This is a genomic window from Pseudomonas sp. MF6747 (assembly GCF_963890955.1).
Taxonomy (GTDB): domain Bacteria; phylum Pseudomonadota; class Gammaproteobacteria; order Pseudomonadales; family Pseudomonadaceae; genus Aquipseudomonas.
This window is the reverse complement of sequence record NZ_CAWPSZ010000023.1, coordinates 1-26,299: the sequence shown is the minus strand read 5'-3', so window position 1 is coordinate 26,299 and position 26,299 is coordinate 1. Positions and strand designations below refer to the sequence as shown.

The following is a 26,299-nucleotide window of genomic DNA, read 5'->3' as shown; positions in this document are numbered from 1 at the left end:
TTTAAGGACCCACAGATAATGGCTATCGAAATCAAAGCCCCGTCATTCCCGGAATCGGTTGCCGATGGCACCGTTGCCACCTGGCACAAGAAACCAGGCGACGCCGTAAAGCGTGACGACCTGATCGTCGACATCGAGACCGACAAAGTCGTTCTGGAAGTGTTGGCTGAGGCTGACGGCGTACTGGGCGCAATCGTTGCCGAAGAAGGCGCTACCGTTCTGTCGAACCAGATCCTGGGCTCGATCGAAGAGGGCGGCGCTGCTGCTCCTGCTCCAGCCGCTGCCCCAGCCGCTGCTGCTGCACCGGCTGCTTCGGCTCCAGCTGCACCGGCTGCTGCTGGCGAAGATCCAATCGCTGCACCGGCTGCGCGTCAGCTGGCTGAAGAGAACGGCATCAACCTGGCGTCCATCAAGGGCACCGGCAAAGACGGCCGTGTCACCAAGGAAGACGTGGTGGCTGCAGTTGAAGCCAAGAAAAACGCTCCAGCTGCCGCACCTGCCAAGGCTGCTGCCCCGGCTGCCGCTGCGCCTGTGTTCGCCGCTGGCGACCGCACCGAGAAGCGTGTACCGATGACTCGCGTACGTGCCACCGTGGCCAAGCGCCTAGTCGAAGCACAGTCGAACATGGCGATGCTGACCACCTTCAACGAAGTCGACATGACCGAAGTCATGGCCCTGCGTTCGAAGTACAAGGACCTGTTCGAGAAGTCCCACAATGGCGTGCGCCTGGGCTTCATGTCGTTCTTCGTGAAGGCAGCCACCGAAGCGCTGAAACGCTTCCCGGCAGTCAACGCTTCGATCGACGGCAGCGACATCGTTTACCACGGCTATGCAGACATCGGCGTTGCCGTGTCCAGCGACCGTGGCCTGGTGGTACCGGTTCTGCGTAACGCCGAACTGATGAGCCTGGCTGAAATCGAAGGCGGCATCGCCGGCTTCGGCAAGAAAGCCCGTGACGGCAAGCTGACCATCGACGAGATGACCGGTGGTACCTTCACCATCACCAACGGTGGTACCTTCGGTTCGATGATGTCGACCCCGATCGTCAACCCGCCACAAGCTGCGATCCTGGGCATGCACAACATCATCCAGCGTCCGATGGCCATCAACGGCCAAGTCGTGATCCGCCCAATGATGTACCTGGCACTGTCTTACGATCACCGCCTGATCGATGGTAAAGAAGCCGTGACTTTCCTGGTGACCATCAAGAACCTGCTGGAAGACCCGGCTCGTCTGCTGCTGGACATTTAAAGACGCAGCGGCAAGTTGCGAGCTACAAGCTGTAGGAAAAAGCAGCTTGGCTTGCGGCTTGTCGCTTGAAGCTTGTCGCTGAATAGAGGAACTATTTTCATGTCGCAGAAATTTGACGTTGTAGTGATTGGTGCAGGTCCTGGCGGCTACGTTGCCGCCATCAAGGCCGCACAACTGGGCCTCTCGACTGCTTGCATCGAAAAATACACCGACAAGGAAGGCAAACTGGCGCTGGGCGGTACTTGCCTGAACGTAGGTTGCATTCCTTCCAAGGCGCTGCTGGACAGCTCCTGGAAATTCCACGAAGCCCAGAGCGGTTTCGCGATCCACGGCATCAACCATGCTGGCGTGACCATGGACGTGCCAGCAATGGTCGGCCGTAAAGCCAACATCGTTAAAGGCCTGACTTCCGGCGTTGCCACCCTGTTCAAGGCCAACGGCGTTACGTCCCTGCAAGGTCACGGCAAACTGCTGGCCGGCAAGAAAGTTGAAATCACCAAGCCGGACGGTTCGGTAGAAGTCATCGAAGCCGAGAACGTGATCCTGGCTCCAGGCTCGCGTCCAATCGACATTCCACCGGCTCCAGTTGACCAGAACGTGATCGTTGATTCGACCGGCGCCCTGGAATTCCAAACTGTTCCAAAGCGTCTGGGCGTGATCGGCGCTGGCGTCATCGGTCTGGAGCTGGGTTCGGTATGGTCCCGCCTGGGTTCTGAAGTCACCGTTCTGGAAGCCCTGGACACGTTCCTGCTGGCTGCCGACACCGCGGTGTCCAAAGAAGCGCTGAAAACCCTGACCAAACAAGGTCTGGACATCAAGCTGGGCGCCCGTGTTACCGGTTCCAAGGTCAACGGCGAAGAAGTCGTGGTGACCTACACCGATAAAGAAGGCGAGCAGACCATCACCTTCGACAAGCTGATCGTAGCCGTTGGTCGCCGTCCAGTGACCACCGACTTGCTGGCTTCCGACAGCGGCGTGAACATCGACGAGCGTGGTTTCATCCACGTTGACGATCACTGCGCTACCACCGTGCCTGGCGTTTACGCCATCGGCGACGTGGTGCGCGGCATGATGCTGGCGCACAAGGCTTCCGAAGAAGGCATCATGGTTGTCGAGCGCATCAAGGGTCACAAAACCCAGATGAACTACGACCTGATCCCGTCCGTTATCTACACCCACCCGGAAATTGCATGGGTCGGCAAGAACGAACAGCAGTTGAAAGCTGAAGGCGTTGAAGTTAACGTCGGCACCTTCCCGTTTGCCGCTTCTGGCCGTGCCATGGCAGCCAACGACACCGGTGGTTTTGTCAAAGTCATCGCTGATGCCAAGACTGACCGCGTATTGGGCGTCCACGTGATTGGCCCGAGCGCTGCAGAACTGGTTCAGCAAGGCGCGATCGGTATGGAATTCGGCACCAGCGCCGAGGACCTGGGCATGATGGTCTTCTCCCATCCGACCCTGTCCGAAGCGCTGCATGAAGCCGCGTTGGCTGTGAATGGCGGCGCCATCCACATCGCCAACAAGAAGAAGCGCTAAGCGAGATAATAAGAAACCACGGCGGTTGCCCGTCGTGAGCCTTGCGCGCAAGACTCACCGCGGAATATCCGCTGGACGCAGTCTTGCGCAGCTTTACGGGCGTTAAGCCCTGGAAGTTGTGCAAGCAGCAGTCACAGGTGGCGCGGCACTCATAATGAGCGCAGCGCCGAATGCGCAGTACCTAACGAAGACGGTAAAAAGCATGAATCTTCACGAGTATCAGGGTAAGCAGCTGTTCGCTGAATACGGCCTGCCAGTATCCAAGGGTTACGCAGTAGACACCCCGGAAGCAGCAGCAGAAGCTTGCGACAAAATCGGTGGTACCGAGTGGGTTGTCAAAGCCCAGGTCCACGCTGGTGGTCGCGGTAAAGCGGGCGGCGTTAAGCTGGTTCGCAGCAAAGAAGACGCCAAGGCCTTCGCACAGCAGTGGCTGGGCAAGCGTCTGGTGACTTACCAGACTGATGCCAATGGCCAACCAGTCACCAAGATCCTGGTTGAATCGTGCACTGATATCGCTAAAGAGCTGTACCTGGGCGCTGTCGTTGACCGTTCGAGCCGTCGCATCGTGTTCATGGCTTCCACCGAAGGTGGCGTGGACATCGAGAAGATCGCTCACGAAACCCCAGAAAAAATTCTGAAAGCCACTATCGATCCACTGGTTGGCGCTCAGCCATTCCAGGGTCGCGAGCTGGCTTTCCAGCTGGGCCTGGAAGGCAAGCAAGTTGCCCAGTTCGCCAAGATCTTCGTAGGTCTGGCCAAACTGTTCCAGGATCACGATCTGGCCCTGCTGGAAGTGAACCCGCTGGTGATCAAGGCTGACGGCGATCTGCACTGCCTCGACGCCAAGATCAACATCGACGCCAACGCCATGTACCGTCAGCCTAAGCTGAAGACTTTCCACGATCCGTCGCAAGACGATCCGCGCGAAGCGCACGCTGCCAAGTTCGAACTGAACTACGTAGCGCTGGAAGGTAACATCGGTTGCATGGTCAACGGTGCTGGCCTGGCCATGGGTACCATGGACATCGTCAACCTGCATGGCGGCAAACCAGCCAACTTCCTCGACGTGGGCGGCGGTGCTACCAAAGAACGCGTGACCGAAGCGTTCAAGATCATCCTGTCCGACTCCAACGTCGCTGCAGTATTGGTTAACATCTTCGGCGGCATCGTTCGTTGCGACATGATTGCCGAAGGCATCATCGGTGCAGTGAAAGAAGTCGGCGTTAAAATCCCGGTTGTTGTTCGCCTTGAAGGTAACAACGCTGAACTGGGCGCTAAAGTACTGGCAGAAAGCGGTTTGAACATCATCGCGGCTACCAGCCTGACCGACGCTGCTCAACAAGTTGTCAAAGCTGCGGAGGGCAAATAATGAGCGTCCTGATCAATAAAGACACCAAAGTTATCTGCCAGGGTATTACCGGTTCGCAAGGTAGTTTCCACACCCAGCAAGCCATCGAATACGGCACCAAGATGGTTGGCGGCGTAACGCCGGGCAAAGGCGGCACCGAGCACCTGGGTCTGCCAGTGTTCAACACCGTGAAAGACGCTGTAGCTGCCACTGGCGCCACCGCCAGCGTGATCTACGTTCCAGCTCCTTTCTGCAAGGATTCCATCCTGGAAGCAGCATTCGGCGGCATCAAGCTGATCGTTTGCATCACCGAAGGCATTCCTACCCTGGACATGCTGGACGCTAAAGTTAAGTGCGACGAGCTGGGCGTAGTCCTGATCGGCCCTAACTGCCCAGGCGTGATCACCCCAGGCGAATGCAAGATCGGCATCATGCCAGGTCACATTCACTTGCCAGGCAAGGTCGGTATCGTTTCGCGTTCCGGCACCCTGACCTACGAAGCTGTGAAGCAAACTACTGACGCCGGTTTCGGTCAGTCGACTTGCGTCGGCATCGGCGGTGACCCGATCCCAGGCTCGAACTTCATCGACATCCTGAAGCTGTTCCAGGAAGACCCGAAGACCGAAGCGATCGTGATGATCGGTGAGATCGGCGGTTCGGCTGAAGAAGAAGCGGCTGCCTACATCAAGGCACACGTGACCAAGCCGGTTGTTTCCTACATCGCTGGTGTGACTGCCCCTGCGGGCAAGCGCATGGGCCATGCTGGCGCAATCATCTCTGGCGGCAAAGGCACTGCAGACGAGAAATTCGCTGCACTGCAAGACGCAGGCGTTAAAACCGTGCGTTCGCTGGCAGACATCGGCAAAGCCCTGGCTGAGCTGACGGGTTGGGCTGTCAAGTAAGCCTCGCGCTTAGCTGACGCTTCACCCACACAAAGGCCACCTTCGGGTGGCCTTTGTGCGTTCTAAAGATTGTTGAAGATCAAAATGTGCGAGTGGGCTTGCTCGCGAATGCGCAGGATCAGTCGGTAAATTGGGTACTGACAGACCGTATTCGCGAGCAAGCCCGCTCCCACATTGTTCTGTATTAACAACGTTAAGTATGAAAACGCGACATTTGAATGTCGCTTATCGGACAGTTCGCCCCGCAACAGTGCGTTTGTCAGCCCAATTCTGTACTCTAGCCGCCTCTTTATGCGTCCGCATCCCAAAAGGAAGCCGCGCGCCAGACCGGTCGGTCCCCATAAGGACCGGCAGCAGTTCCCTCATCCACAGGGAATCCCTCTCTAAATTCCGATTCAGTAGTGTGGTATTTCCTGAAATGAAAGTGTTGAAAAGCCAGGATATCCTGGCGTTAGGCTTTATGACTTTTGCCCTGTTCGTGGGCGCCGGCAACATCATTTTCCCGCCTATCGTTGGTTTGCAGTCCGGGCCTCACGTCTGGATGGCAGCGCTGGGCTTCCTGATCACCGCGGTCGGTCTGCCGGTGGTCACCGTCATCGCCCTGGCCAAGGTCGGCGGCGGTATGGACGCGTTGAGCAGCCCGATCGGCAAGATCGCCGGCGGCCTGCTCGCGGCGGCGGCATACCTGGCGGTAGGGCCGCTGTTCGCCACCCCGCGTACCGCGACCGTTTCGTTTGAAGTGGGCCTGGCGCCGCTGACTGGCGAAAGCCCGCTGGCGCTGTTCCTATACAGCTCGGTGTATTTCCTGGTGGTGTTCTTCGTGTCCCTGTACCCGGGCCGCCTGCTGGACACTGTCGGTCGCTTCCTGGCGCCACTGAAAATCATCGCCCTGGCCATTCTGGGCATCGCTGCATTTGCCCTGCCGGCCGGTGATGTCGGCGTGGCGACACCGGAATACGTGGCCGCACCGTTCTCCCAAGGCTTCATCAATGGTTACCTGACCATGGATACCCTGGGCGCGCTGGTGTTCGGGATCGTCATCGTCAATGCCATCCGTTCCCGTGGCGTCGAATCGCCACAGCTGATCACCCGCTACGCAATCATTGCCGGGTTGATTGCCGGCGTGGGCCTGGCGCTGGTGTACGTCAGCCTGTTCCGCCTGGGCTCAGGCAGCCATGCCGTGGCCGCCGGTGCGAGCAACGGTGCGGCGGTGCTGCACGCTTACGTGCAACACACGTTCGGCTCTCTGGGCAGCGGCTTCCTTGCCGTGTTGATCTCCCTGGCGTGCCTGGTCACCGCTGTGGGCCTGACCTGCGCGTGTGCCGAGTACTTCAGCAAAATCCTGCCGCTGTCCTACAAGACGCTGGTAGTGATCCTGGCGCTGTTCTCGCTGTTTGTGTCCAACCTGGGCCTGACCAAGCTGATCGCCTTCTCGATTCCGGTGCTTACCGCAATCTACCCGCCGTGCATCGTGCTGGTGGCCCTGAGCTTCTGCAAAGACTTCTGGTTGGAGCAGGGCCGTATCGTTGGCCCGGTAATGCTGGTGTCGTTCATCTTTGGTTGCATCGATGCGCTTAAGGGCGCAGGCCTGGCTGATTGGTTGCCTGCCCAGCTGGCGCACCTGCCGCTGAGCGAGCAAGGCCTGGCATGGCTGGTGCCGTCGGTGATGACGCTGGTCGTTGCATTTGTGGTTGATCGCATGCTCGGCAAGCGTAGCGAAGCCATCGCGTAACGAGCGGTTTCACGCGGCATCGAAATGCCCCGTATCAATCGATACGGGGCATTTTTTATGCCTGTGAGACTACTCCCCTCTAAAGTTGAAGCACGGTCAGTGTGGGAGCTCGTTTGCCTGCGATTGCTGCATCACCCGATCTACCGCTCTCGCAGGCAAGCCAGCGCCCACATTTGAACCGAGTTCGTCCCCATTCACTGCGTATAAGGCCCCGCATGTCGTTCATCGAAACCCATCAGGTCCACCTGCTCGCCGCCCTCTGGTTCGTCCTGTGCTGGGGGGGTTACACCCGATACGCCACTTGGAAGGCCCGTGACACCGCCTGCCTGGCCAGCGTGCTGCATTTGTATCGCGAGGACTGGATGCGCCGCATGTTGCTGCGCGACAACCGCATCGCCGACGCCAGCGTGATCGGCAACCTGGAGCGCAACGCTTCGTTCTTCGCCTCCAGCACGTTGATCATCCTCGCCGGCATTCTTACCGTGCTCGGTGCGTCCGAGCGGGCGGTGTCGGTGCTGGCGGACATACCCATGGTGCAGCAGGCGTCCCAAGGCATGTCGGAAATCAAGCTGCTGTGCCTGGCGCTGGTGTTCGTCTACGCGTTTTTCACCTTCAGCTGGTGTATGCGCCAATACAACTTTGCCGCGGTGCTGGTGGGGTCGGCGCCGATGATCGGTGAGCGGCATGTATCGGAGCAGGAGCGCAAAGCGTTTGCGCTGCGAGCAGCCAGAGTGATCTCCATGGCCGCCAACCAATTCAACTTTGGCCTGCGCGCTTATTATTTCGGCATGACCATGCTCGCCTGGTTTGTCAGCCCCTGGTTGTTCATGTTGATGAGCGGTGGGGTAGTGGTGGTGTTGTACCGTCGGGAGTTTCATTCCGACGTACTGCAGGTGATGGTCTATACCCCGACCGATACGCCGGCATCCGAAGTGGCTAAAGACGCAGTGTCTTAACTAGGGCGTCCGGTTAGTCCAACTTTTGACCCACGACTAAACAGCAGGCAAAGAAAAGCCCGCTATGTAAGCGGGCTTTCTTTCGCAGCACTTGCCAGGCTATTAAGGCTTGGCAGGTGCTACTGGAGTAGCGGTACCGTCTTCTTTCGCTTTTTCAGCGTTTGCATCAGCCTGAGCTTTGGCAGCATCGGCGTTTTCTTTTGCAGCGTCGTTCACTTTATCCTGTGCTTTCGCCATGTCCTTCTGAGCTTGCTCAGAATGCGACTGTGCATCTTGGGCTTTGTCTTCGGATTTTTTATCGCAGGCAGCGAGGCCGAGGGCGGCGGCGAGCATCATGGAAATAGCTAAAGTCTTGCGCATGGGGTGTTTCTCCTTATTGAAGATATCTACTGGCCTTTCGAGCCTAGGGGGTCAGCATTAGTTCCTTTTATTCCCCAGATATATAAACACCGGTGATCAAGGAACTTTCAACCGCACGACATACTCCGCGGATCAACACTAACAAGAGTCTAGACCACATGACCGAAAATCCCCTGTTAGCCCGTGCCACGCGCTTTGTTTCGGCGCTGCGCCATTGCCAGGTGCTGGGCATCACCGTCCATGCTGCCAGCGACGAAGGCATGACGCTGTGCCTGCCTTACGCCCCGCATATCGTCGGTGATCCCCAGACCGGCGTGATTCACGGCGGCGCATTGACCTCCTTGATGGACACGGCCTGCGGCATGGCAACCCTGTGTGTATTGCCCGAGTTCGAGGTGTGCCCAACCCTGGACCTGCGCGTTGACTACATGCACCCCGCCGAACCGCACAAACCGGTTTATGGCTTTGCGCAATGTTACCGAGTGACCACCGACGTGATCTTCACCCGTGGTTTCGCTTATCAGGACGACCCGCAACAGCCGATCGCCCATGTGGTGGGCACATTCATGCGCATGGGCAAGCGCCTCAAGGGCACCGAAGGGCTGGGCAGCACCATCAAGGGAGAGCGAGCATGACACACCGATTCAAAACCCGTCTCGAACAGGCCCATGAGCGCGGTAACTATGAAGCGCTGCTCGACCTGATTCCCTACGCCAAGCTGATCGGCATTGAGTGCACGCGTCTGGGAGATGAATTGCTGTTTCGCATGCCGGCCAACAAGGACAACATTGGTAACCCGATATTGCCGGCGCTGCACGGTGGCGTGATTGCCGGGTTCATGGAGTTGTCGGCGGCGTTGCACCTGCTGGTATTTACCGGCTCGCCCGGCATTCCGAAAATCATCGACTTTTCCCTCGATTACCTGCGCGCCGGCCAGTTTCGCGACACTTACGCCAAATGCCAGGTTTGGCGCCAGGGCCGCCGAGTTGCCAATGTGGCAATCACCGCCTGGCAAAGTACCCCGGCCGAACCGATTGCCACCGCCCGTGCACATTTCAAAATCGAGGAATCGGCGCGCCCTTGAAATCCTGGTCTTAGCCCCCAACTTTGATGACAACCCGCCGCCAACCCTCAAGGGCGCGGCCACTGCCATCCAATTGGAGTTTGATGACCATGAGTGTGGAAACTCAAAAGGAAACCCTGGGCTTCCAGACCGAGGTGAAGCAGCTGCTGCACCTCATGATCCATTCGCTGTATTCCAACAAGGAAATCTTCCTTCGCGAATTGATCTCGAACGCCTCAGACGCTGTCGACAAATTACGTTTCGAAGCCCTGTCCAAGCCTGAGTTGCTGGAAGGTGGCGCCGAACTGAAAATTCGTGTGAGCTTCGACAAAGACGCCAAGACCGTCACCCTCGAAGACAACGGCATCGGCATGAGCCGCGAAGACGCGATCACCCATTTGGGCACCATCGCCAAATCCGGCACCGCCGATTTCATGAAAAACCTGTCGGGCGACCAGAAAAAAGATTCGCACCTGATCGGTCAGTTCGGTGTGGGCTTCTACTCGGCCTTCATCGTCGCCGACAAGGTTGAAGTGTTCAGCCGTCGCGCCGGCCTCGACGCCAGCGAAGGCGTGCACTGGTCCTCCAAAGGTGAGGGCGAGTTCGAAATCGCCACCATCGACAAGGCTGACCGTGGCACCCGCATCGTGCTGCACCTCAAATCCGGTGAAGATGAATTCGCCGACGGTTACCGCCTGCGTAACATCATCAAGAAGTACTCCGACCATATTGCTTTGCCAATCGAGCTGCCTAAAGAACAGGCGGCTGTCGAGGGCGAAGAAAAACCTGCCCAGGAATGGGAAGTGGTCAACCGTGCCAGCGCCCTGTGGACCCGTCCTCGCACCGAGGTGAAGGACGAGGAGTACCAGGAGTTCTACAAGCACATCGCTCACGACTACGAAAACCCGCTGAGCTGGAGCCACAACAAGGTCGAAGGCAAGCTGGAATACAGCTCGCTGCTTTACGTACCGGCCCGTGCGCCGTTCGACCTGTACCAGCGTGAAGCGCCAAAAGGCCTGAAGCTCTACGTGCAGCGCGTGTTCGTGATGGACCAGGCGGAATCCTTCCTGCCGTTGTACCTGCGCTTCATCAAGGGTGTGGTCGACTCCAACGACCTGTCGTTGAACGTGTCGCGCGAAATCCTGCAGAAAGACCCGATCATCGACTCCATGAAGTCGGCGCTGACCAAGCGCGTACTCGACATGCTGGAGAAACTGGCGAAGAACGAGCCAGAGCAATATAAGAGCTTCTGGAAAAACTTCGGCCAGGTCATGAAAGAAGGCCCGGCGGAAGATTTTGCCAACAAGGAAAAAATCGCCGGCCTGCTGCGCTTTGCGTCCACCCTGGGTAATGACGGTGAGCAGGTTGTGTCGCTGGCCGAATACCTGGCGCGCGCCAAGGAAGGTCAGGACAAGATCTACTACCTGACCGGTGAAACCTACGCGCAGGTCAAAAACAGCCCGCACCTGGAAGTCTTCCGCAAGAAAGGCATCGAAGTGCTGCTGCTGACCGACCGTATCGATGAGTGGCTGATGAGCTACCTCAGCGAGTTCGACGGCAAAACCTTCGTCGACGTGGCCCGTGGTGACCTGGACCTGGGTAACCTGGACTCCGAAGAGGAGAAAAAAGAAGCCGAAGAAGTCGCCAAGGCCAAAGAAGGCCTGGTTGAACGAATCAAGACCGCCTTGGGCGATGCCGTCAGCGAAGTGCGGGTTTCCCACCGTCTGACCGACTCGCCGGCGATCCTGGCCATTGGCGAGCAGGACCTGGGCATGCAGATGCGTCAGATCCTCGAAGCCAGCGGTCAGAAGGTTCCGGATTCCAAGCCGATCTTCGAATTCAACCCGGCTCACCCGCTGATCGAGAAACTCGATGGCGAGCAAAGCGAAGAGCGTTTTGGCGACCTGTCGCACATCCTCTTCGACCAGGCGGCGCTCGCCGCTGGCGACAGCCTGAAAGACCCGGCCGCCTACGTGCGCCGACTGAACAAGCTGTTGGTTGAACTGTCGGTTTAACACCGTTGTAGAAAAACCCGCTTCGGCGGGTTTTTTCGTTCTACGCATCTCAACTGGAGTAAATGATGAGCCAAGTCACTGTGCGTTCCATGGTCTATCAGATTGATGGCCAGTCTTATGAGAGCCGCCTGGCGTTCGATGCCAGCCACCAGGGCCCGCTGCCGGGTCTGCTGATGGCGCCGAACTGGATGGGTGTGAGTGCAGGAGCTGAAGAGATTGCCAAAAGCGTGGCTGCCAAGGGCTACGTGGTGCTGATCGCCGACCTGTACGGCCAAACCGTGCGCCCCTCCAATGGCGATGAAGCCGGCGCGGCCATGATGCCGTTGAAGAATGATCGCCCGTTGCTGAACAAGCGCATGCAGGCGGCCTTCGAGCAACTGCAAGGCCAGACCGAGGCGGCGGTGGATACCTCCAGGCTTGCGACCTTTGGTTTTTGCTTCGGCGGTTGCTGCTCCCTGGAGCTGGCGCGTACCGGCGCCCCATTGAAGGCCGCCGTGTCGTTCCACGGCACCCTCGACACGCCGAACCCGGCCGATGCGAAGAACATCAAAGGCTCGGTGTTGGTGCTGCACGGTGCGTCCGATCCCTTGGTGCCGAAAGAGCAACTGCCAGCGTTTGAAGATGAAATGAACGCGGCCGGTGTGGATTGGCAACTGCTGAGCTACGGTGGCGCCGTGCATTCCTTCACCGACCCGCACGCCAATGTGCCGGGCAAGATGATGTATGACGCAAAGACCGCTGCGCGTGCGTTCCAGTCGATGCACAACTTGCTGGATGAAGTGTTCAAGGGCTGAATCTTCGGCGCCTGTTAGGGCCTCATCGGGGGCCAAGCCCCTCCCACACTTGAAGTGTGAATACATTCAAAATGTGGGAGGGGACTTGCCCCCGATGGCTATCTCCCAGGCAACTCAATTCTTTCAGTTTCCCCCGGCACTGTCGGCCAATCCCCGGCCGCCCATCGTTGCCGCGCCTGTTCGATCATCGCCGGGTCGCTCGCGACAAAATTCCAATTGATCCGCCGTGGCCCGTCCAACGGCGCGCCGCCAAACACCACCAGGTGGCAATCACTTTCAGCAAACAGCGTCATTTCCTGCCCGGCAGGCAGCACCGCCAGGCTATGCACCGCCAAGGCCTCACCGTCCAACTGCGCTTCGCCCTCCAGCACATACACCGCCCGTTCCTCGTATTCATCCGGGATCAGCAGCGTCGTGGCCGTCTGCATCTGCACGTCGGCATACACGGTGGGCGAGAGCACCGGCACGGGCGATTTGAGGCAGAAGCCGGCGCCTGCGATCAGGCGAATCCGCACGCCCAGGTTGTCGCTGACCGGTAAGCTCGCCGCCGCGTGATGGCTGTAATGCCCGGGTCCGGTTTCATGGTCCTTGGGGGAGGCCAGCCACACTTGCAGCCCATGCAGGCTGAAACCGTCGGCCTTGAGTGCCGCAGGCGTGCGTTCGACGTGGGCAATCGCGCTGCCGGCGGTCATCCAGCTGACGTCGCCGGCCTGCACCACCTGGTCCGAGCCGAGACTGTCCTTGTGTTGCAACGCGCCCTCAAACAAATAGGTCAGCGTGGACAACCCGATATGCGGGTGCTGGCGGATGTTCATGCCGGTACCCGGCGCATAGCGCGTGAGAAGCATGTGATCGAAAAACACGAACGGCCCGACGCTGCGGCATTCGCGCGATGGCAGCGGGCGCAGGATCGGCTGACCCTCGATCTCTTCGGCACGCGGGCGGATCACGGTGAGGATGGGCATGGTGCGTCCCTGTCTGAGCGGGTTAGGGGAACAAGAGCATAACCCGCTCGACGGGAGGTTGGCGCTATTGGCTGAAAGCGCCTTCGGACAACGTGGTCTCGATGGTGACGTCGGCGGTGGTCATCAGTTTGTGCACCGGGCAGCGATCGGCCACGTGGTGCAGCTCGTCGCGCTGCGCGTCGGTGAGCACGCCCTTGAGGGTCAGCTTGACGTTGAGTTTGTATTTGCCTTTTTGCTCCTCGGTGCTGTCATGGGTGACTTCAACGGTCACGCCGGTCAGCGGAATATCTTTTTTCTGGGCGTAGAGCTTGACGGTCAAAGCCTTGCACGAGGCCAGGGCAGCATCGAAATAGTCGTGCGGGGAGGGCGCCGAGTCGTCGCCGCCCAGGCTCTTGGGCAGGTCGGTGAACAGTTCGTGGTTATTGATATTCACACTGTGGCGAAAGTTGTCGTGGTTCAGGGTGTTGACGGTAACGGGCATGGTGAACCTCACAAGGTTGGCAGGATGAAGGTCATGCAGTTATAGAACATGCTGGCACTTAGGTGTTCCGCGTTTTTCGGCCGATGAACCGTGGCGCAGTGCACACGGTCTACCCGTTCTTAGCCAATAGCGAGGTTTTACCGTGCCCCTGACCCGCCTGAGTGTCGCCCTGCTGCTCGCCGCCGCCAGCGTTGCGGTGCAGGCGCGCGACTATGCCTACAGCGACGCGCACTTGCACTACGTGGATTTTTTCCAGGAAACGGCGGGCATGGATACATTGCTCAAGGCGATGGCCGACGCTCACATCGAACACGTGATGATTTCCGGTATCCCCGTCGCCAAAAAATGGCACGAAGATGAACCCAAGCGCCCGCGTTACTACGCCGGTGACGATGCCGATGCCTATTGGTACAGCGCCACTGACGTAATCGTTGCGGCTGCGGTGAACAAACTCACGCCTGAGCAGCGTCGGCACTTTCACCCGTTTCTATCCGGCTTCAACCCTAACGACAAAAACTCCGCGGCCCATATCCAGCGCATGCTGGATCTCAACCCCGGGCTTTGGCAGGGCATCGGTGAGGTGTTCACGCGCCATGATGACCTCACCGCCTTGACCGCTGGCGACACCCCGCGCGCCAACAACGAAGCCATGACGCGCATCTATCACCTCGCCGCCGAAAACGATCTGCCGGTGATGCTGCACGCCAACATTACGTCCAAGCGCGAGCGCAACCCGCTGTACCTGCCGGAGGTGGAAGAATCGCTGCGCAACCACCCGCATACCCGCTTTATCTGGGCCCATGCCGGCACCAGCAAAGAGATTCATCGTCATCAGGTGCAGATGGACTTTCTTCTGCCGACCTTGAGCCGCCTGCTTGAGGCATACCCCAATCTCTACATTGACCTGTCCTGGAGCATGCTCACGCCGTACTTGCTCGATGAGGCGGGTAAGCCTCGGCCCGAGTGGGTAAAGCTGGTAGATCGCTTCCCGGAGCGTTTTATGCTGGGTTCGGATGTTGTAGGGCGCTTCAACAAGCTCGGTAAGGAAATGCATCGCTTTGCACCCTTTCTCGACGCACTGCCTGAGGAGGTAGCCCGCAAGGTGGCGCGAGACAATTTCCTGGCGGTTCTGCCGAAATCAGTTCGCGATGAGCAGGCACATTGATATCGCTTTTTCGTCTTACGCAATATTGACCACGGGCCGATACCTTTCAGAAGACCCGCTGCAGGTGAATGCAGCGCATTTGGAAGGAATCCAGGCAATGAGTATCCGTAGTCTGAATATCGCCCCCCGCGCCGGTTTGGGCTTTGGCGTGCTGGCAATGATGGTGTTCGCCTTGGGCGGCTTTGCCCTGTTGCAGATGGCCAATATGCGCCAGCAGTCGGATCAGGTCGAAAACAACTGGTTGCCCAGCGTGATGGCGGTGGGGGAGATGAGCCAGGACCTGTTGCGGGTTCGTGCGCTGACCCTGCGCTTGCTGGTCAATCGTGACCCACAGGCGCTGGCGCAGAACGAGCAAAAGCTCACCGAGCTCAAAAGTGGCCTGCACCATGCGCAAACCCTCTATGAAGCGCTGATTGTGTTGCCCGAAGAGCGCACGCTGTTTGATCGCTTCAAGGCCGAGGAGCAGCAATACCTGCAGCGCCAGGAACAGGTCATGGCGTTCTCCAAGGCCGATCAATTGCAAGACGCGATCAAGGTGGTCAACGGCGAGATGAATCAACTTGCCGATGAGATGGCCGGGACGCTGCACGACCTGTTGGCCTTGAACAAGGCCAGTGCCAATCAGGCTGCGAGCCTGGCGCAACGGGTGTTCGCTCAATCTCGCACTTGGGTGGTCGGCATGATCGTGGTCACCGCGCTGATCACCATCGGGCTGGCGGTGTGGCTGACCCGCAGTATCGTGCTGCCGCTGGCACAGTCGTTGAAAATCGCCCAAGGCGTGGCCAGTGGCGACTTGACGGGTGAAATCAGCGTGACGGGCAGCGACGAGCCGGCGCGTTTGCAGCAAGCGCTCAAAGGCATGCAGGAGAACCTGCGCGATACCATTCGGCGCATTGCCGAATCGTCCAACCAATTGGCCTCGGCGTCCGAGGAGCTCAGTTGCGTCACCGAGGACGCTACCCGCGGCTTGCACCAGCAGAATCAGGAAATCGAACAGGCGGCGACGGCGGTTAATCAGATGACGGCGGCGGTGGAGGAGGTGGCGAGCAACGCCGTGGCGACGTCACAAGCCTCCCGTGAGTCCGACCGCATTGCCCAGCATGGGCGTGAACAGGTGCACCAGACGGTCGAGTCGATCGAGGCCCTGGCCACGGATGTGACCGCCAATGCGACCCAGGTCGAGGAACTGGCGCAAAAGGTGTATGGCATCAGCAAAGTGCTGGATGTGATTCGCTCAATTGCCGAACAGACAAATTTGCTGGCCTTGAATGCGGCCATTGAAGCGGCCCGCGCCGGCGACGCCGGGCGTGGGTTTGCGGTGGTCGCCGATGAGGTGCGGGCCTTGGCCCACCGCACGCAACAGTCGACCCAGGAAATCGAGCAAATGATCAGCGCCATTCAACAGGGCACCGATCAGGCCGTGAGTTCGATGCAGCAGAGCAATACGCGGGCACGGTCCACGCTGGGCATCGCCAAGTCGGCGGGCACGGCGCTCGAAGAGATTGCGTCCGCGTTTACCCTGATCAACGAGCGGAACCTGGTAATTGCCAGCGCGTCGGAGCAGCAGGCCGCGGTGGCGCGCGAGGTGGATCGCAACTTGATGAATATTCGCGATTTGGCGCATCAGACGTCAACCGGGGCAAACCAGACCAGTGCGGCGAGCCAGGAGTTGTCGCGGTTGGCGGTGGACCTGAACACGATGGTGGCGCGGTTTTCGGTATAGGGCCATACACCGAGTTAACGCCATCGCAGGCAAGCCAGCTCCCAGATTTGACTGCGTTCACACATCAAAGTGTGGGAGCTGGCTTGCCTGCGATGCGGCGACTCGGTCTCAAATCCAGCCACGCATAAAAAAGCCCCGAACCAGTCGGGGCTTTTTCACATGCTCAGCTTACAGGTCTTACTTACCCTGCCAGCGTTTCAGCACCAGGGTAGCGTTGGTGCCACCAAAGCCAAAGCTGTTGCTCATCACGGTATCGATTTTTGCGTTTTCAACGGTCTTGGTCAGAATCGGCATATCGGCAACGACCGGGTCGATCTCTTCAATGTTGGCCGAACCGGCCATGAAGTTGCCTTCCATCATCAGCAGGCAGTAGATCGCTTCGTGCACGCCAGCGGCGCCCAGGGAGTGACCGGACAGGCTCTTGGTGGAGCTGATCGCCGGAGCCTTGTCGCCGAATACCGCACGCACGCCTTCCATTTCCTTGGCATCGCCGACCGGGGTCGAAGTGCCGTGGGTGTTCAGGTAGTCGATTGGGGTATCCACGGTGGACATGGCCATCTGCATGCAACGGATAGCGCCTTCACCGCTTGGCGCAACCATGTCGTAGCCGTCGGACGTGGCGCCGTAGCCAACGATTTCCGCGTAGATCTTCGCACCGCGGGCCATAGCGTGTTCCAGCTCCTCGACCACGACCATGCCGCCACCGCCGGCGATGACGAAACCGTCACGCTTGGCGTCGTAGGCGCGGGAGGCCTTTTCCGGGGTTTCGTTGTACTGGGTGGACAGCGCGCCCATGGCGTCGAACAGGAACGATTGGCTCCAATGCTCTTCTTCACCGCCGCCGGCGAAGACGATGTCTTGCTTGCCCAGCTGGATCTGCTCGACCGCAGTGCCGATGCAGTGAGCACTGGTGGCGCACGCGGAGGAGATCGAGTAGTTCACGCCCTTGATCTGGAATGGCGTGGCCAGGCAAGCCGAAACGGTGCTGCCCATGGTCCGCGTTACACGGTACGGGCCAACGCGCTTCACGCCTTTTTCGCGCAGGATGTCCAGCGCTTCCATCTGGTTGAGGGTCGATGCGCCGCCGGAGCCGGCGATCAGGCCAGTGCGTACGTTCGATACCTGGTCTTCGCTCAGGCCGGAATCGGCGATGGCGTCTTTCATGGCCAGGTAGGCGTAGGCGGCAGCGTGGCCGACGAAGCGATAGATCTTGCGATCGATCAGTTCTTCGAGGGGCAGGTCGATGGAGCCGGAAACCTGGCTACGCAGACCCATTTCGGCATATTCCGGGTTGAAGCGGATGCCAGGGCGACTTGCACGCAGGTTAGCGGTGACGGTCTCTTTGTCATTGCCCAGGCAAGAAACAATGCCCAGACCAGTGATAACGACGCGGCGCATGCGGATAACCCTTAAAAGTTGTCAGTGGAAGTGAATACGCCGACCCGAAGGCCTTCGGCAGTATAGATCTCGCGACCGTCGACAGTGACCGAACCATCGGCGATTGCGAGGTTCAGCTTGCCCTTGAGGACGCGCTTGATTTGAATGTTGTAGGTGACTTTCTTGGCGGTCGGCAGGACCTGGCCGAAGAACTTCACTTCGCCCGAACCCAGTGCCCGGCCGCGGCCCGGCAGGCCTTGCCAGCCCAGGTAGAAGCCGACTAATTGCCACATGGCGTCGAGGCCCAGGCAACCTGGCATGACAGGGTCGCCTTCGAAATGGCAGGCAAAGAACCACAGGTCAGGGGTGATATCCAGCTCGGCGACCAATTCACCTTTGCCGTACTTGCCACCCTCTTCGCTGATATGGGTGATGCGATCCACCATCAGCATGTTCGGGGCGGGCAGTTGCGCGTTACCTGGGCCGAACAGCTCACCGCGACTGCAGCGCAGCAGGTCTTCCCGAGTAAAGGCGTTTTGTTTGGTCATGCGAGCTCCTCAATAATCCCATGCGGCAGGGTAGGGCAAATCTTCCCGAACCGAATGAAGCGTTCATGCCTCATGTCGGCAGCCTACACATAGACTATTGCGTTGTAGTGAAAGTCACAGCGTCAAGGCACTGAATGTACACTTGTTCACTGAAATTTTAAACCGAGCCTGTTTATAGGCCCGTTCGGGTGCCTAAGACTGCCGCACTTTCGTGTTTCACGCCAGTCGCAGTTGGTTGATGGCGCAGCGCTATTGCACCCAACGTTGCAGTATTTGCTGCAAATCCGTGCGTTTGAACGGCTTGGCCAGGTAATCGTTCATTCCGGCTGCCAAACAGGCCTCGCGATCGCCCTGCAACGCGTTGGCGGTGAGCGCGATAATCGGCAGATTGGCGCAGCCGGGCAGTTGGCGAATCTGGCGGGTGGCTTCATAGCCGTCGATCAGCGGCAAGCGGCAATCCATCAGGATGGCGGTGAATATCAGGCTCTCGGCACTGCGGATCGCCTCGGCGCCGTCGGTGGCCAGGCTCACTTCAAAACCCAGGCTGCGCAACATGGCTTCGACCACGGTGCGGTTGACCGGGTTGTCTTCTACCAGCAACACATGGCGGCCGTCACCGGCGCTGGTTTTGCCTTCGGCGCGCAGGTCGATGGTCGGCAGGCTTTGCTGGTCGATGGCCAGCGGGATTTCCAGGGTAAACACCGAGCCTCGGCCTTCTTCGCTCTGGGCGCGCAGCGTGCCGCCCATGCGTTCGGCAAGGGTGCGGGCGATCGGCAAGCCCAGTCCGGTACCGCCGTAACGTCTTGAAATGGAACTGTCGGCCTGCTGGAACGCGTCGAACATCAGTTCAAGACGTTCGGCGGAAATGCCGATGCCGCTGTCGCGCACGGTGCATGTGAACCAGACCAATTCATGGTCGAGGGTTTGCCAGTGAGGCTCCACGGTGACGGTGCCATGCTCGGTGAACTTCAGCGCGTTGCCGATCAGGTTCACCAGGATCTGCCGGATACGCGTCGGATCGCCCTGCACTCGCAAGGACTCCATGCCCGCCGGAATCGGCAACGCCAGCGCCAGGCCGCGCTGCTGGGCGCTGTGCTGGAAGGCCTGGGCGCAGCTGCTGATCAGGTCCGCCAGATTGAACGGGATATGCTCCAGCTCCAACGCGGCGCGCTCGATGCGCGAGAAGTCGAGGATGTCGTTGATCACCTTGAGCAAGTGCTCGGTGGACTCGGAGGCCAGCGCCGCGTACTCGGTCTGCTCCTCGGTCATCTCGGTGGTTTCCAGCAGTTGCAACATGCCCAGCACGCCGTTCATGGGCGTGCGCAACTCGTGGCTCATCATTGCCAGGAAGTCCGATTTGGCATTGTTCGCGCGTTCGGCTTCTTCGCGGGTCTGGATCAACTGGGCCATGGCCTGGTGTTGCTCGCGGCTGGCCTGGTTGAGGCCCTCGGCGAGGTTGTTGATATGGCGCGACAGGTCTCCGAGCTCCGAGTCGTCGACGATCGGCAGCGGCGTCTTGTAGTCGCCTTGCTGGATCGCTTTGACCGCGTGGCCCATGGCGCTGATCGGCTGCGACAGGCTGGCGGCCAGACGCCGTGCGAGCAGGAAGGTAAACAGCAGAGCGAACAGGGCGAGAATCCCGGCCTTGAACAGAATCTCCTGTTGGCGCTGGCTGAACGCGTCATTGGACATGCCGACAATTACCCGTCCCAGGTAATCTGCCCGCGGCGCCTTGGGTTCGTTGAGGTTGTCCTGGAAAAAGTCATTGCCCAGCTGGATATGTTGCAGACGGATCGGTGCCTGGAACACTTTCACCGACAGCGAATGGTCGTGCTTCTCTGACGGCTGTTCGACGTACAACAGGATTTTCTCGGTGCTGTCCTGAATCTCCAGAAAGCGCACGTGCGGGGTGGCCAGTGTCGCGCGCAGCAAGCTGTCGAGCACATCGATGTTGCCGGAAATGACGCCGTATTCGGTCGCGGGGGCCAGTTGGTTGGCGATCAGCTGGCCGGTGTGGTCCAGTTCCTGGCGCAGATCCTGAATACGCACGAAGGTAAAGAAGCTGATCAGCAGCAGGGTCAGCAACAGTGCCGGGCCCAATGTGATGAGCTGGGTGCGGGTGTTGATGTCCCAACGACGACGCAAGGTCATGGGCGTTTTTCTCCTTCGGCCAGTCCGGCGGCGACGGCGACTTCGTCAACCTGTTCGATGCCCAGTGAGCGCGCGACTTGCGGGTTGCCCACGACTTTGAAGTGTTCCGGGTACAACGTGCGTGGCCAACTGGCCGGCGGATGGTTCAGCAGTCGGTCGAGCACGTCGAGCCAGTCAGCCTGGTCGCTGTAGGTGCTCGCCAGGCTACCGGCCTTGACGAACCCGGCGTTGGGGCCCACCAGCGGCAGTTGCTGGGCATAGCTGCTGAGCAACAGGTTCTTCACTGTTTTGGGGTTGTACAACTGCGGGTCGTCAAGGCCGAGCAACACATCACTGTTCTTGAACAGGTTCAGCAAGGGGCGACTGTCATTAATGTTGTCCCAGCGCTGCGGCACGATTTCCAGCCCCATGGGCGCCGCATACTGACGCAGCTCCTGCAGCATGAATTCACTGTCGATGCCGTAAAGCACGCCGATGCGTCGGTCTTGGGGCAGGATGCTGGCGATCAGCTTCAGCTGACGTTCCAGCGGCGGGTCGCTCCACAACAGGCTGATTCTGGCCGGATGTGTATTGCCCAGCCGCTGGCGGGCTTGCAGGCGGCTGATGCGCAGCACCAGGGTCGGCGGGCCCTGGGCATCCTGCAGGCGCCAGTCAAGACCGGGCAGGTCCAACAGGATCAGGCGGGTGCTGGCCGGCAACTGGCTGGGCGCCGGCAAGTCTTTGAGCGGGGTGAAGGTCACATGGTCGTCGGGGCGGCGCTGGGCAAGGGCCTGGACGAAGGCCTGGACGCCGGCACCGTCTTCGGCGGCGGTCAGCAGGATGTCGGCGCTCCACGCCGGCGCGGTCAGCAACAGGCACGCCAACAGCACGCCTCGCCGCCAGAGCCGGGAGAAAAACGGCAGGATCATCCGTGACTGATCGCCCATGTCAGAACTCTAACTCCGCGCTGAAGTAGAGCACGTGGCGACTGTCGTAATTGTTGTCGGCCCAGGTGGTGGGCTGGTTATCGAGGCGTTGTTGCAACATGCCGGCCAGCTCCACGTTGGCGTTGCCCAAGGCAATGCGCTTGGCCACCCGCAGGTCGACCCGTTCGAAGCGATACCTGTTGAGCGCGTCGTCGCCATAGTAGAACAACGCACTGGACCAGCCCTGGCCCCATTCACGCAGCCAGCCGGCCGAGCCGCTGTTGCGCGCGGTTTGTGCCTTGTCCAGCGGGTTGCTGGAAGCGGCGTCGACGTAAGCATAGGTCAGCCGCAGGCGGTCGGCGTTGCTCATGCGCCAGTCGAACTGCGACTCGGCGCCGGTAAACCGTGCGCTGTTGGCGTTGCTGGCAATGTATTGGTTGTTGCGCAGTGGCGAGCTGATCATGTCGGTGATTTCGTCGTAGAACAGTTTCACGTCGACGTTCAGCCCAAGGTCGGCAAAGAAGCCGTTGTAGCCCAGCTCGCGCGAGCGCATCAACTCTTTATCGAGGTTGCCGGGGCCACGAGTTACCACAAAATATTGCCCGGAGTTTTGCCCATAGGTCGGGGAACTGAGGTTGGTGACGCGATAGCTCCAGTTGACGTTGTTCTCGAACATGTCCGGCGAGCGAATCGCCTCGGAATACACCGCGCGCAGCCCGTGGCGCGGGTTGATCAGGTAGTTGACCGCCACCCGCGGCGTCAGCGAGTTGCCGCTCAAGTGGGTGTCTTCGTACATCGCGCCGCCTTGCAGCAGCCAGTGTTCGCTGGCGCGCCATTCCAGGTGGCCGAACAGGCGCCAAGTGGTGTCGTCGAGTGTGCCGTTGAAGTAAGTGTCGGAATCGGCGCGGTCGTAGCGGTAATTCATGCCGCTGACCAGGCGCAGGCTGTCGGACAGGCTCAGGGTGTCCTGAAGCTCAATGTCATAGCGGCTTTCGCGGGTGCTTTGGTCGATATTGCCGCACACGCTCTGGCTGGCGCCCTGGCGCCACTGGTCCAGCACCTGGTTACCGAGTGCTTGCTCGGCGGCGGTGCCAGACGGGGCCGTGCCCTTGCTGTAGATGTCCATGTGGCGGGCCAACTGTTCGGCATAGTTGGGGTTGAGCTGCCACAGTTGGGTCAGTTCCGGGCTGAACGACACCTTGGCGTCACAGGCTTTCCAGACCTGCTGACGGTCCCATTGCTGGGCCGATCCCTGGATATACAGGCTGTGTTCGGGGTTGAACTCGACGTTCCAGCGCACGGAGCCGGCATAGTCCTTGGCCGTCACGTCGGAATTGGTGCCACCTTCGGTAATCCCGGCGAATACCGGGGTGTAGGTGTAAGGGCGCTGGTTGCTGCCTTCCTTGGCGTCGAGTTGCAAATCGATGCTCTGCTGCGCGTTCAGGGTCTGGCTCACCGCCAGGCTGAAACGGCTGAGGCGGCGGCTGTCACGGCGGTCGGCGCCGACGGCGTCGCTGTCAAAACCATCGTCCTGTTGCCCGGACATCGACAGGCGCAAGTCACCGGTTTCCCAGCCCATGCCCTGGCTGGCATAGAAGTCGTTGATCCCACGTTCGCCACGGATCACTTTGACCCGCGAACCGTGGCTGTTGGACGGCGAGCGCGTAAGGATATTGACCACCGCCATCAGCGCATTGGCGCCATAGCTGACTGTGTTGGGGCCGCGAAACACCTCGATACGCTCGATGTCTTCCATCGCCACCGGAATATCGCTCCAGTCCACCGTGGCCAGGCCCGCGCGGTACACCGAACGCCCATCGATCAACACCTGCATGCGCCGCGCATCGCTGGCGCTGGTGCCGTGGTAGTTCACCGCCGCCTGGTTGCCGGTGGTGTAGCCGACCATCATCCCCGGCACCAGGCGCAGCAGCTCGGCGATGTCCCGCGCGCCGCTGGCCTTGATCAGCTCGCTGTCGATCACGGTCATGCTGCCGGGCACGGCGGCGGCCGATTGCTTGAGGCGCGTGGCCGTCAGCACCTGTGGCAGCGGCTGACTGTCCAGAAACAGGTCATCAGCCACGGCAGGCACACTGCACAACAGCATCAACAATAGAGATGAGCGAGGAGGAGGGCCCAGATACACGGCACGGCCTTGATAATTACGGATAGCCGCCCATGTTAACTGAGGTGGGGCCATTTGCCAGTCGTGGCCCGCGCAATTACTTCACACAACGGTGGCATTTTCCGACAAGCGCGGGAATTGATACGGGGGCTGGCCGCAAGCGGGTCGCCCCGTATAATGCCGCCATCGCCACTGGTATGGATTAACGGATTGCATATGACTGAACAGCGCCCTATTGCGGTCCTGGGAGGCGGAAGTTTTGGTACCGCCGTGGCAAACCTGCTGGCCGAGAACGGCCACGCGGTGCGCCAATGGATGCGCGATCCCGAGCAGGCCGAGGCCATCCGCGTGCATCGGGAAAACCCCCGTTACCTTAAAGGCATCAAGATTCATGCGGCGGTCGAACCGGTGACCGATCTGCTGGCCACGCTGACTGAATGTGACCTGTGCTTTGTCGCACTGCCTTCGAGCGCCTTGCGCTCAGTGCTGGCGCCTCATGCCGAACGCCTGGCGGGCAAGCTGCTGGTGAGCCTGACCAAGGGCATCGAGGCGCACACCTTCAAGCTGATGAGCGAAATCCTCGCAGAGATCGCCCCTCAGGCGCGCATTGGCGTGCTGTCCGGGCCGAACCTGGCGCGGGAAGTCGCCGAGCACGCGCTGACGGCCACCGTGGTCGCCAGTGAAGATGAAGCGTTATGTGAACGCGTCCAGGCGGTGTTGCATGGCCGCACCTTCCGCGTCTACGCCAGCGGCGACCGTTTTGGTGTCGAACTGGGCGGGGCGCTGAAGAACGTCTACGCGATCATCGCCGGCATGGCCGTGGCCCTGGGCATGGGCGAGAACACCAAGAGCATGTTGATTACGCGCGCGCTGGCGGAGATGACCCGCTTTGCGGTGAACCAGGGCGCCAACCCGATGACTTTCCTGGGCCTGGCGGGCGTGGGTGATTTGATCGTGACCTGCTCGTCGCCGAAAAGCCGCAACTACCAGGTCGGTTTCGCGCTGGGCCAGGGCTTGAGCCTGGAAGACGCGGTCACGCGCCTGGGCGAAGTGGCCGAAGGCGTCAACACGCTTAAAGTGTTGAAAGCCAAAGCTCAGGAGGTCGGCGTGTATATGCCTCTGGTCGCCGGGCTGCACGCGATCCTGTTTGAAGGGCGCACCTTGAACCAAGTCATCGAGTTGCTGATGCGCGCCGAGCCCAAGACCGATGTCGACTTTATTTCCACCAGTGGTTTCAACTGAGGAACGCGCCATGAACGATCCCAAAGCGGCCCCGAAATACGAGTCCATTCTCCTGCGTATCCTGTGGATGCTGGTGTTTGCCCTGGTGTGGCAAGTCGCGCAGTTCCTGCTGGGTGCGCTGGTGGTGGTGCAGTTGGTGTATCGCCTGGTCTACGGCGCGCCGAACCTGGGCTTGATGAACTTTGGCGACAGCCTCAGCCAGTTCCTTGCGCAGATCGGCCGTTTTGGCAGCTTTCACACCGAGCAGAAGCCCTGGCCGTTCGCCGATTGGCCGACCCCGCGTGCTCCTGAAGGCGAGGCCGCCCACAGCGTGCCGCCGGCGCCGCACCCGGTGCGTGATGAAGAGCCAAAGCTGTGAAGCTGTGGATTTTGCGTCACGGTGAAGCCGAAGGGCATGCGCGCACCGACGCCGAGCGCAACCTCACCGAGCATGGCCGCGGTGAAGTGTTGCGCAGCGCCGCGCACCTGATCGGCCAGCCGATCAGCGCCATCCTTGCCAGTCCGTATGTGCGTGCGCAGCAAACTGCACACTTGGTGCGTGACGCGTTGGGGTTTGAGCCGCAGATTCGTACTGTGGCGTGGTTGACGCCTGACAGCAGTCCGTTGCAGGTATTGGAAAAGCTCGACACCGATGACAATGTGCTGCTGGTCAGCCATCAGCCGTTGGTGGGGAGCTTGATCAGCTTTTTGCAGCATGGGCATTTGCGTCAGCCGCAACCGATGCACACTGCCAGCCTTGCGGAGCTTGAGGGGGATTTTCCGTTGGCGGGGTTGATGAGTTTGGTTGGTGTTGAGAGTCCATAGGGTGGGGGCATATCCGTTGCTGCGGTAACGGCCACTTAGGGTTCCGCTCTTACAGCGGGTCACTTTTGGCAAACGCCCGGAATGCCGGCCCAGCCAAAAGTAACCAAAAGGTCTGTGCCCCACCACTCGGTGCCTCGCCCAGGCTCGGCATGCCCTCACTCCGGCTTGATTTCGTGGGCCGCCGTGACGGGCCATCCATGGCCCAACGCGGCTAACCCGGCGTCCTGCCGGATTACCCACGGATTCAAACCTGCGTTCGGCCAGCGTGGTTGACGGGGCCTGTCAGATCAAAGTCAAAAGCAAGATCAAGAGCAGAGCACGGCGGCCTGGTAGCCGACCTGAGTGGTTGAAGCAAAAGCAGATCAACAGCACGGCAACGCACCTCTATCTGATGCACAGAGATCCAAATGTGGGAGCGGGCTTGCTCGCGAAGGCGGTTTGTCAGTCAGCTCATGTGTCACTGGCCACCGCCTTCGCGAGCAAGCCCGCTCCCACAATTTGACCGAGTTCAGCCGCCAGCACTGCACCGCTCTGCTTTTGCTTTTCTGTGGGAGCTGGCTTGCCTGCGATGCAGGCACCTCGGTCCATCAGGCACACCCAGTTGATGCCATCGCAGGCAAGCCAGCTCCCACATTTGATTGAGTTCAGCTTCCAAGATCAGGTCGGCTGTCAGGCCGCCTCGCCATCGCTTTTGATCTAACCACTCAGGTCGGCTACCAGGCCGCCGTGCTTTGCTTTTGATCTTGATCTGCTTTTGACTTTGATCTTAGGCGCCCCGTTAAACCACGCTGGCCGAACGCAGGCTTGAATCCGTGGGTAACCCGGCAGGACGCCGGGTTAGCCGTGTTGGGCCATGGAT

23 protein-coding genes and 1 pseudogene are annotated in these 26,299 nt (G+C 59.8%); 16 read left to right on the top strand and 8 right to left on the bottom strand.

Going from position 1 to position 26,299, the window contains the following annotated elements; genetic code table 11:
* Positions 1-18 precede the first annotated feature (18 nt).
* The 6 genes from odhB (at position 19) to AACW30_RS18965 (ending at position 7,725) form a co-directional block, all read left to right on the top strand.
* On the top strand, positions 19-1,251 hold the full coding sequence (gene odhB, locus AACW30_RS18990) for a 2-oxoglutarate dehydrogenase complex dihydrolipoyllysine-residue succinyltransferase (protein WP_106576740.1): 1,233 nt from the start codon (positions 19-21) through the stop codon (positions 1,249-1,251).
* 99 nt (positions 1,252-1,350) lie between these two features.
* Positions 1,351-2,787 (top strand): dihydrolipoyl dehydrogenase, encoded by a 1,437-nt coding sequence (gene lpdA, locus AACW30_RS18985; RefSeq protein WP_106576739.1) that lies wholly within the window; start codon positions 1,351-1,353, stop codon positions 2,785-2,787.
* 202 nt (positions 2,788-2,989) lie between these two features.
* Entirely contained in the window at positions 2,990-4,156 is a 1,167-nt protein-coding gene (gene sucC, locus AACW30_RS18980; RefSeq protein ID WP_003233235.1) for an ADP-forming succinate--CoA ligase subunit beta, read from the top strand.
* Positions 4,156-5,037 carry a succinate--CoA ligase subunit alpha gene (gene sucD / locus AACW30_RS18975; protein WP_003172813.1) on the top strand — a complete coding sequence of 294 codons (882 nt, stop codon included), beginning with the start codon at positions 4,156-4,158 and terminating at the stop codon, positions 5,035-5,037. Before sucC ends, sucD begins: the two co-directional genes overlap by 1 nt.
* A gap of 418 nt (positions 5,038-5,455) precedes the next feature.
* Complete coding sequence (gene brnQ, locus AACW30_RS18970; protein ID WP_106576738.1) at positions 5,456-6,769, top strand: branched-chain amino acid transport system II carrier protein; 1,314 nt, start codon at positions 5,456-5,458, stop codon at positions 6,767-6,769.
* 215 nt (positions 6,770-6,984) lie between these two features.
* Positions 6,985-7,725: a DUF599 domain-containing protein gene (locus tag AACW30_RS18965; RefSeq protein ID WP_200623012.1), complete on the top strand. Its 741-nt coding sequence runs from the start codon at positions 6,985-6,987 to the stop codon at positions 7,723-7,725.
* Positions 7,726-7,827: 102 nt separating this feature from the next.
* Here the strand turns inward: AACW30_RS18965 and AACW30_RS18960 are convergent, their stop codons facing one another.
* Positions 7,828-8,085 carry a hypothetical protein gene (locus AACW30_RS18960; RefSeq protein WP_106576736.1) on the bottom strand — a complete coding sequence of 86 codons (258 nt, stop codon included), beginning with the start codon at positions 8,083-8,085 and terminating at the stop codon, positions 7,828-7,830.
* 158 nt (positions 8,086-8,243) lie between these two features.
* On the opposite strand from AACW30_RS18960, the gene AACW30_RS18955 reads away from it, so the two are divergent.
* The 4 genes from AACW30_RS18955 (at position 8,244) to AACW30_RS18940 (ending at position 11,957) form a co-directional block, all read left to right on the top strand.
* Positions 8,244-8,720 (top strand): PaaI family thioesterase, encoded by a 477-nt coding sequence (locus AACW30_RS18955; protein WP_200623010.1) that lies wholly within the window; start codon positions 8,244-8,246, stop codon positions 8,718-8,720.
* Positions 8,717-9,169 (top strand): PaaI family thioesterase, encoded by a 453-nt coding sequence (locus tag AACW30_RS18950; protein WP_106576734.1) that lies wholly within the window; start codon positions 8,717-8,719, stop codon positions 9,167-9,169. The genes AACW30_RS18955 and AACW30_RS18950 overlap by 4 nt, the downstream gene beginning before the upstream one ends.
* An 89-nt stretch (positions 9,170-9,258) precedes the next feature.
* Positions 9,259-11,163 (top strand): molecular chaperone HtpG, encoded by a 1,905-nt coding sequence (htpG, locus tag AACW30_RS18945; protein ID WP_200623007.1) that lies wholly within the window; start codon positions 9,259-9,261, stop codon positions 11,161-11,163.
* A gap of 65 nt (positions 11,164-11,228) precedes the next feature.
* Positions 11,229-11,957, top strand: coding sequence for a dienelactone hydrolase family protein (locus AACW30_RS18940; RefSeq protein WP_200623005.1), 729 nt, complete (start codon positions 11,229-11,231; stop codon positions 11,955-11,957).
* 98 nt (positions 11,958-12,055) lie between these two features.
* Here AACW30_RS18940 and AACW30_RS18935 read toward each other — a convergent pair whose 3' ends face one another.
* Together AACW30_RS18935 and AACW30_RS18930 are read right to left on the bottom strand one after the other, a co-directional pair.
* A complete protein-coding gene (locus AACW30_RS18935; RefSeq protein ID WP_200623003.1) occupies positions 12,056-12,922 on the bottom strand; it encodes a pirin family protein in 867 nt (288 codons plus the stop codon).
* A 64-nt stretch (positions 12,923-12,986) separates the two neighbouring features.
* On the bottom strand, positions 12,987-13,403 hold the full coding sequence (locus AACW30_RS18930) for an OsmC family protein (protein ID WP_145164970.1): 417 nt from the start codon (positions 13,401-13,403) through the stop codon (positions 12,987-12,989).
* 142 nt (positions 13,404-13,545) lie between these two features.
* Between AACW30_RS18930 and AACW30_RS18925 the strand changes: the two genes are divergently transcribed.
* The 3 genes and pseudogenes from AACW30_RS18925 (at position 13,546) to AACW30_RS31595 (ending at position 16,291) form a co-directional block, all read left to right on the top strand.
* Positions 13,546-14,568: an amidohydrolase family protein gene (locus tag AACW30_RS18925; RefSeq protein ID WP_200623001.1), complete on the top strand. Its 1,023-nt coding sequence runs from the start codon at positions 13,546-13,548 to the stop codon at positions 14,566-14,568.
* Positions 14,552-15,436: pseudogene (locus AACW30_RS31600) on the top strand (MCP four helix bundle domain-containing protein); the annotation flags it as partial. The gene AACW30_RS18925 and the pseudogene AACW30_RS31600, both read left to right, overlap by 17 nt.
* Positions 15,428-16,291 carry a methyl-accepting chemotaxis protein gene (locus AACW30_RS31595; RefSeq protein ID WP_371924121.1) on the top strand — a complete coding sequence of 288 codons (864 nt, stop codon included), beginning with the start codon at positions 15,428-15,430 and terminating at the stop codon, positions 16,289-16,291. The pseudogene AACW30_RS31600 and the gene AACW30_RS31595, both read left to right, overlap by 9 nt.
* Before the next feature lie 177 nt (positions 16,292-16,468).
* On the opposite strand, the gene fabB is transcribed toward AACW30_RS31595, so the two are convergent.
* From fabB to AACW30_RS18895, 5 genes are all read right to left on the bottom strand, one after another.
* The gene (gene fabB / locus AACW30_RS18915) at positions 16,469-17,689 is read right to left on the bottom strand and encodes a beta-ketoacyl-ACP synthase I (protein ID WP_200622996.1); all 1,221 of its coding nucleotides are present in this window, start codon (positions 17,687-17,689) and stop codon (positions 16,469-16,471) included.
* Positions 17,690-17,700: 11 nt separating this feature from the next.
* Positions 17,701-18,216, bottom strand: a complete 516-nt coding sequence (gene fabA / locus AACW30_RS18910; protein WP_003210552.1) for a 3-hydroxyacyl-[acyl-carrier-protein] dehydratase FabA — start codon at positions 18,214-18,216, stop codon at positions 17,701-17,703.
* 249 nt (positions 18,217-18,465) lie between these two features.
* Positions 18,466-20,367 carry an ATP-binding protein gene (locus AACW30_RS18905; protein WP_119739576.1) on the bottom strand — a complete coding sequence of 634 codons (1,902 nt, stop codon included), beginning with the start codon at positions 20,365-20,367 and terminating at the stop codon, positions 18,466-18,468.
* Positions 20,364-21,293, bottom strand: a complete 930-nt coding sequence (locus AACW30_RS18900; RefSeq protein ID WP_200622995.1) for an ABC transporter substrate-binding protein — start codon at positions 21,291-21,293, stop codon at positions 20,364-20,366. Before AACW30_RS18900 ends, AACW30_RS18905 begins: the two co-directional genes overlap by 4 nt.
* 1 nt (position 21,294) lies before the next feature.
* The gene (locus AACW30_RS18895; RefSeq protein ID WP_325167506.1) at positions 21,295-23,415 is read right to left on the bottom strand and encodes a TonB-dependent receptor plug domain-containing protein; all 2,121 of its coding nucleotides are present in this window, start codon (positions 23,413-23,415) and stop codon (positions 21,295-21,297) included.
* Positions 23,416-23,610: 195 nt separating this feature from the next.
* Here AACW30_RS18895 and AACW30_RS18890 point away from each other — a divergent pair, with 195 nt between their 5' ends.
* From AACW30_RS18890 to sixA, 3 genes are read left to right on the top strand one after another with little or no spacing between them, the layout of a single operon-like run.
* A complete protein-coding gene (locus AACW30_RS18890) occupies positions 23,611-24,636 on the top strand; it encodes an NAD(P)H-dependent glycerol-3-phosphate dehydrogenase (RefSeq protein WP_200622994.1) in 1,026 nt (341 codons plus the stop codon).
* A gap of 10 nt (positions 24,637-24,646) precedes the next feature.
* Complete coding sequence (locus AACW30_RS18885) at positions 24,647-24,994, top strand: DUF4389 domain-containing protein (RefSeq protein ID WP_119739584.1); 348 nt, start codon at positions 24,647-24,649, stop codon at positions 24,992-24,994.
* Positions 24,991-25,440 carry a phosphohistidine phosphatase SixA gene (gene sixA, locus AACW30_RS18880; protein ID WP_119739586.1) on the top strand — a complete coding sequence of 150 codons (450 nt, stop codon included), beginning with the start codon at positions 24,991-24,993 and terminating at the stop codon, positions 25,438-25,440. The genes AACW30_RS18885 and sixA overlap by 4 nt, the downstream gene beginning before the upstream one ends.
* The last annotated feature ends 859 nt before the right edge of the window (positions 25,441-26,299 follow it).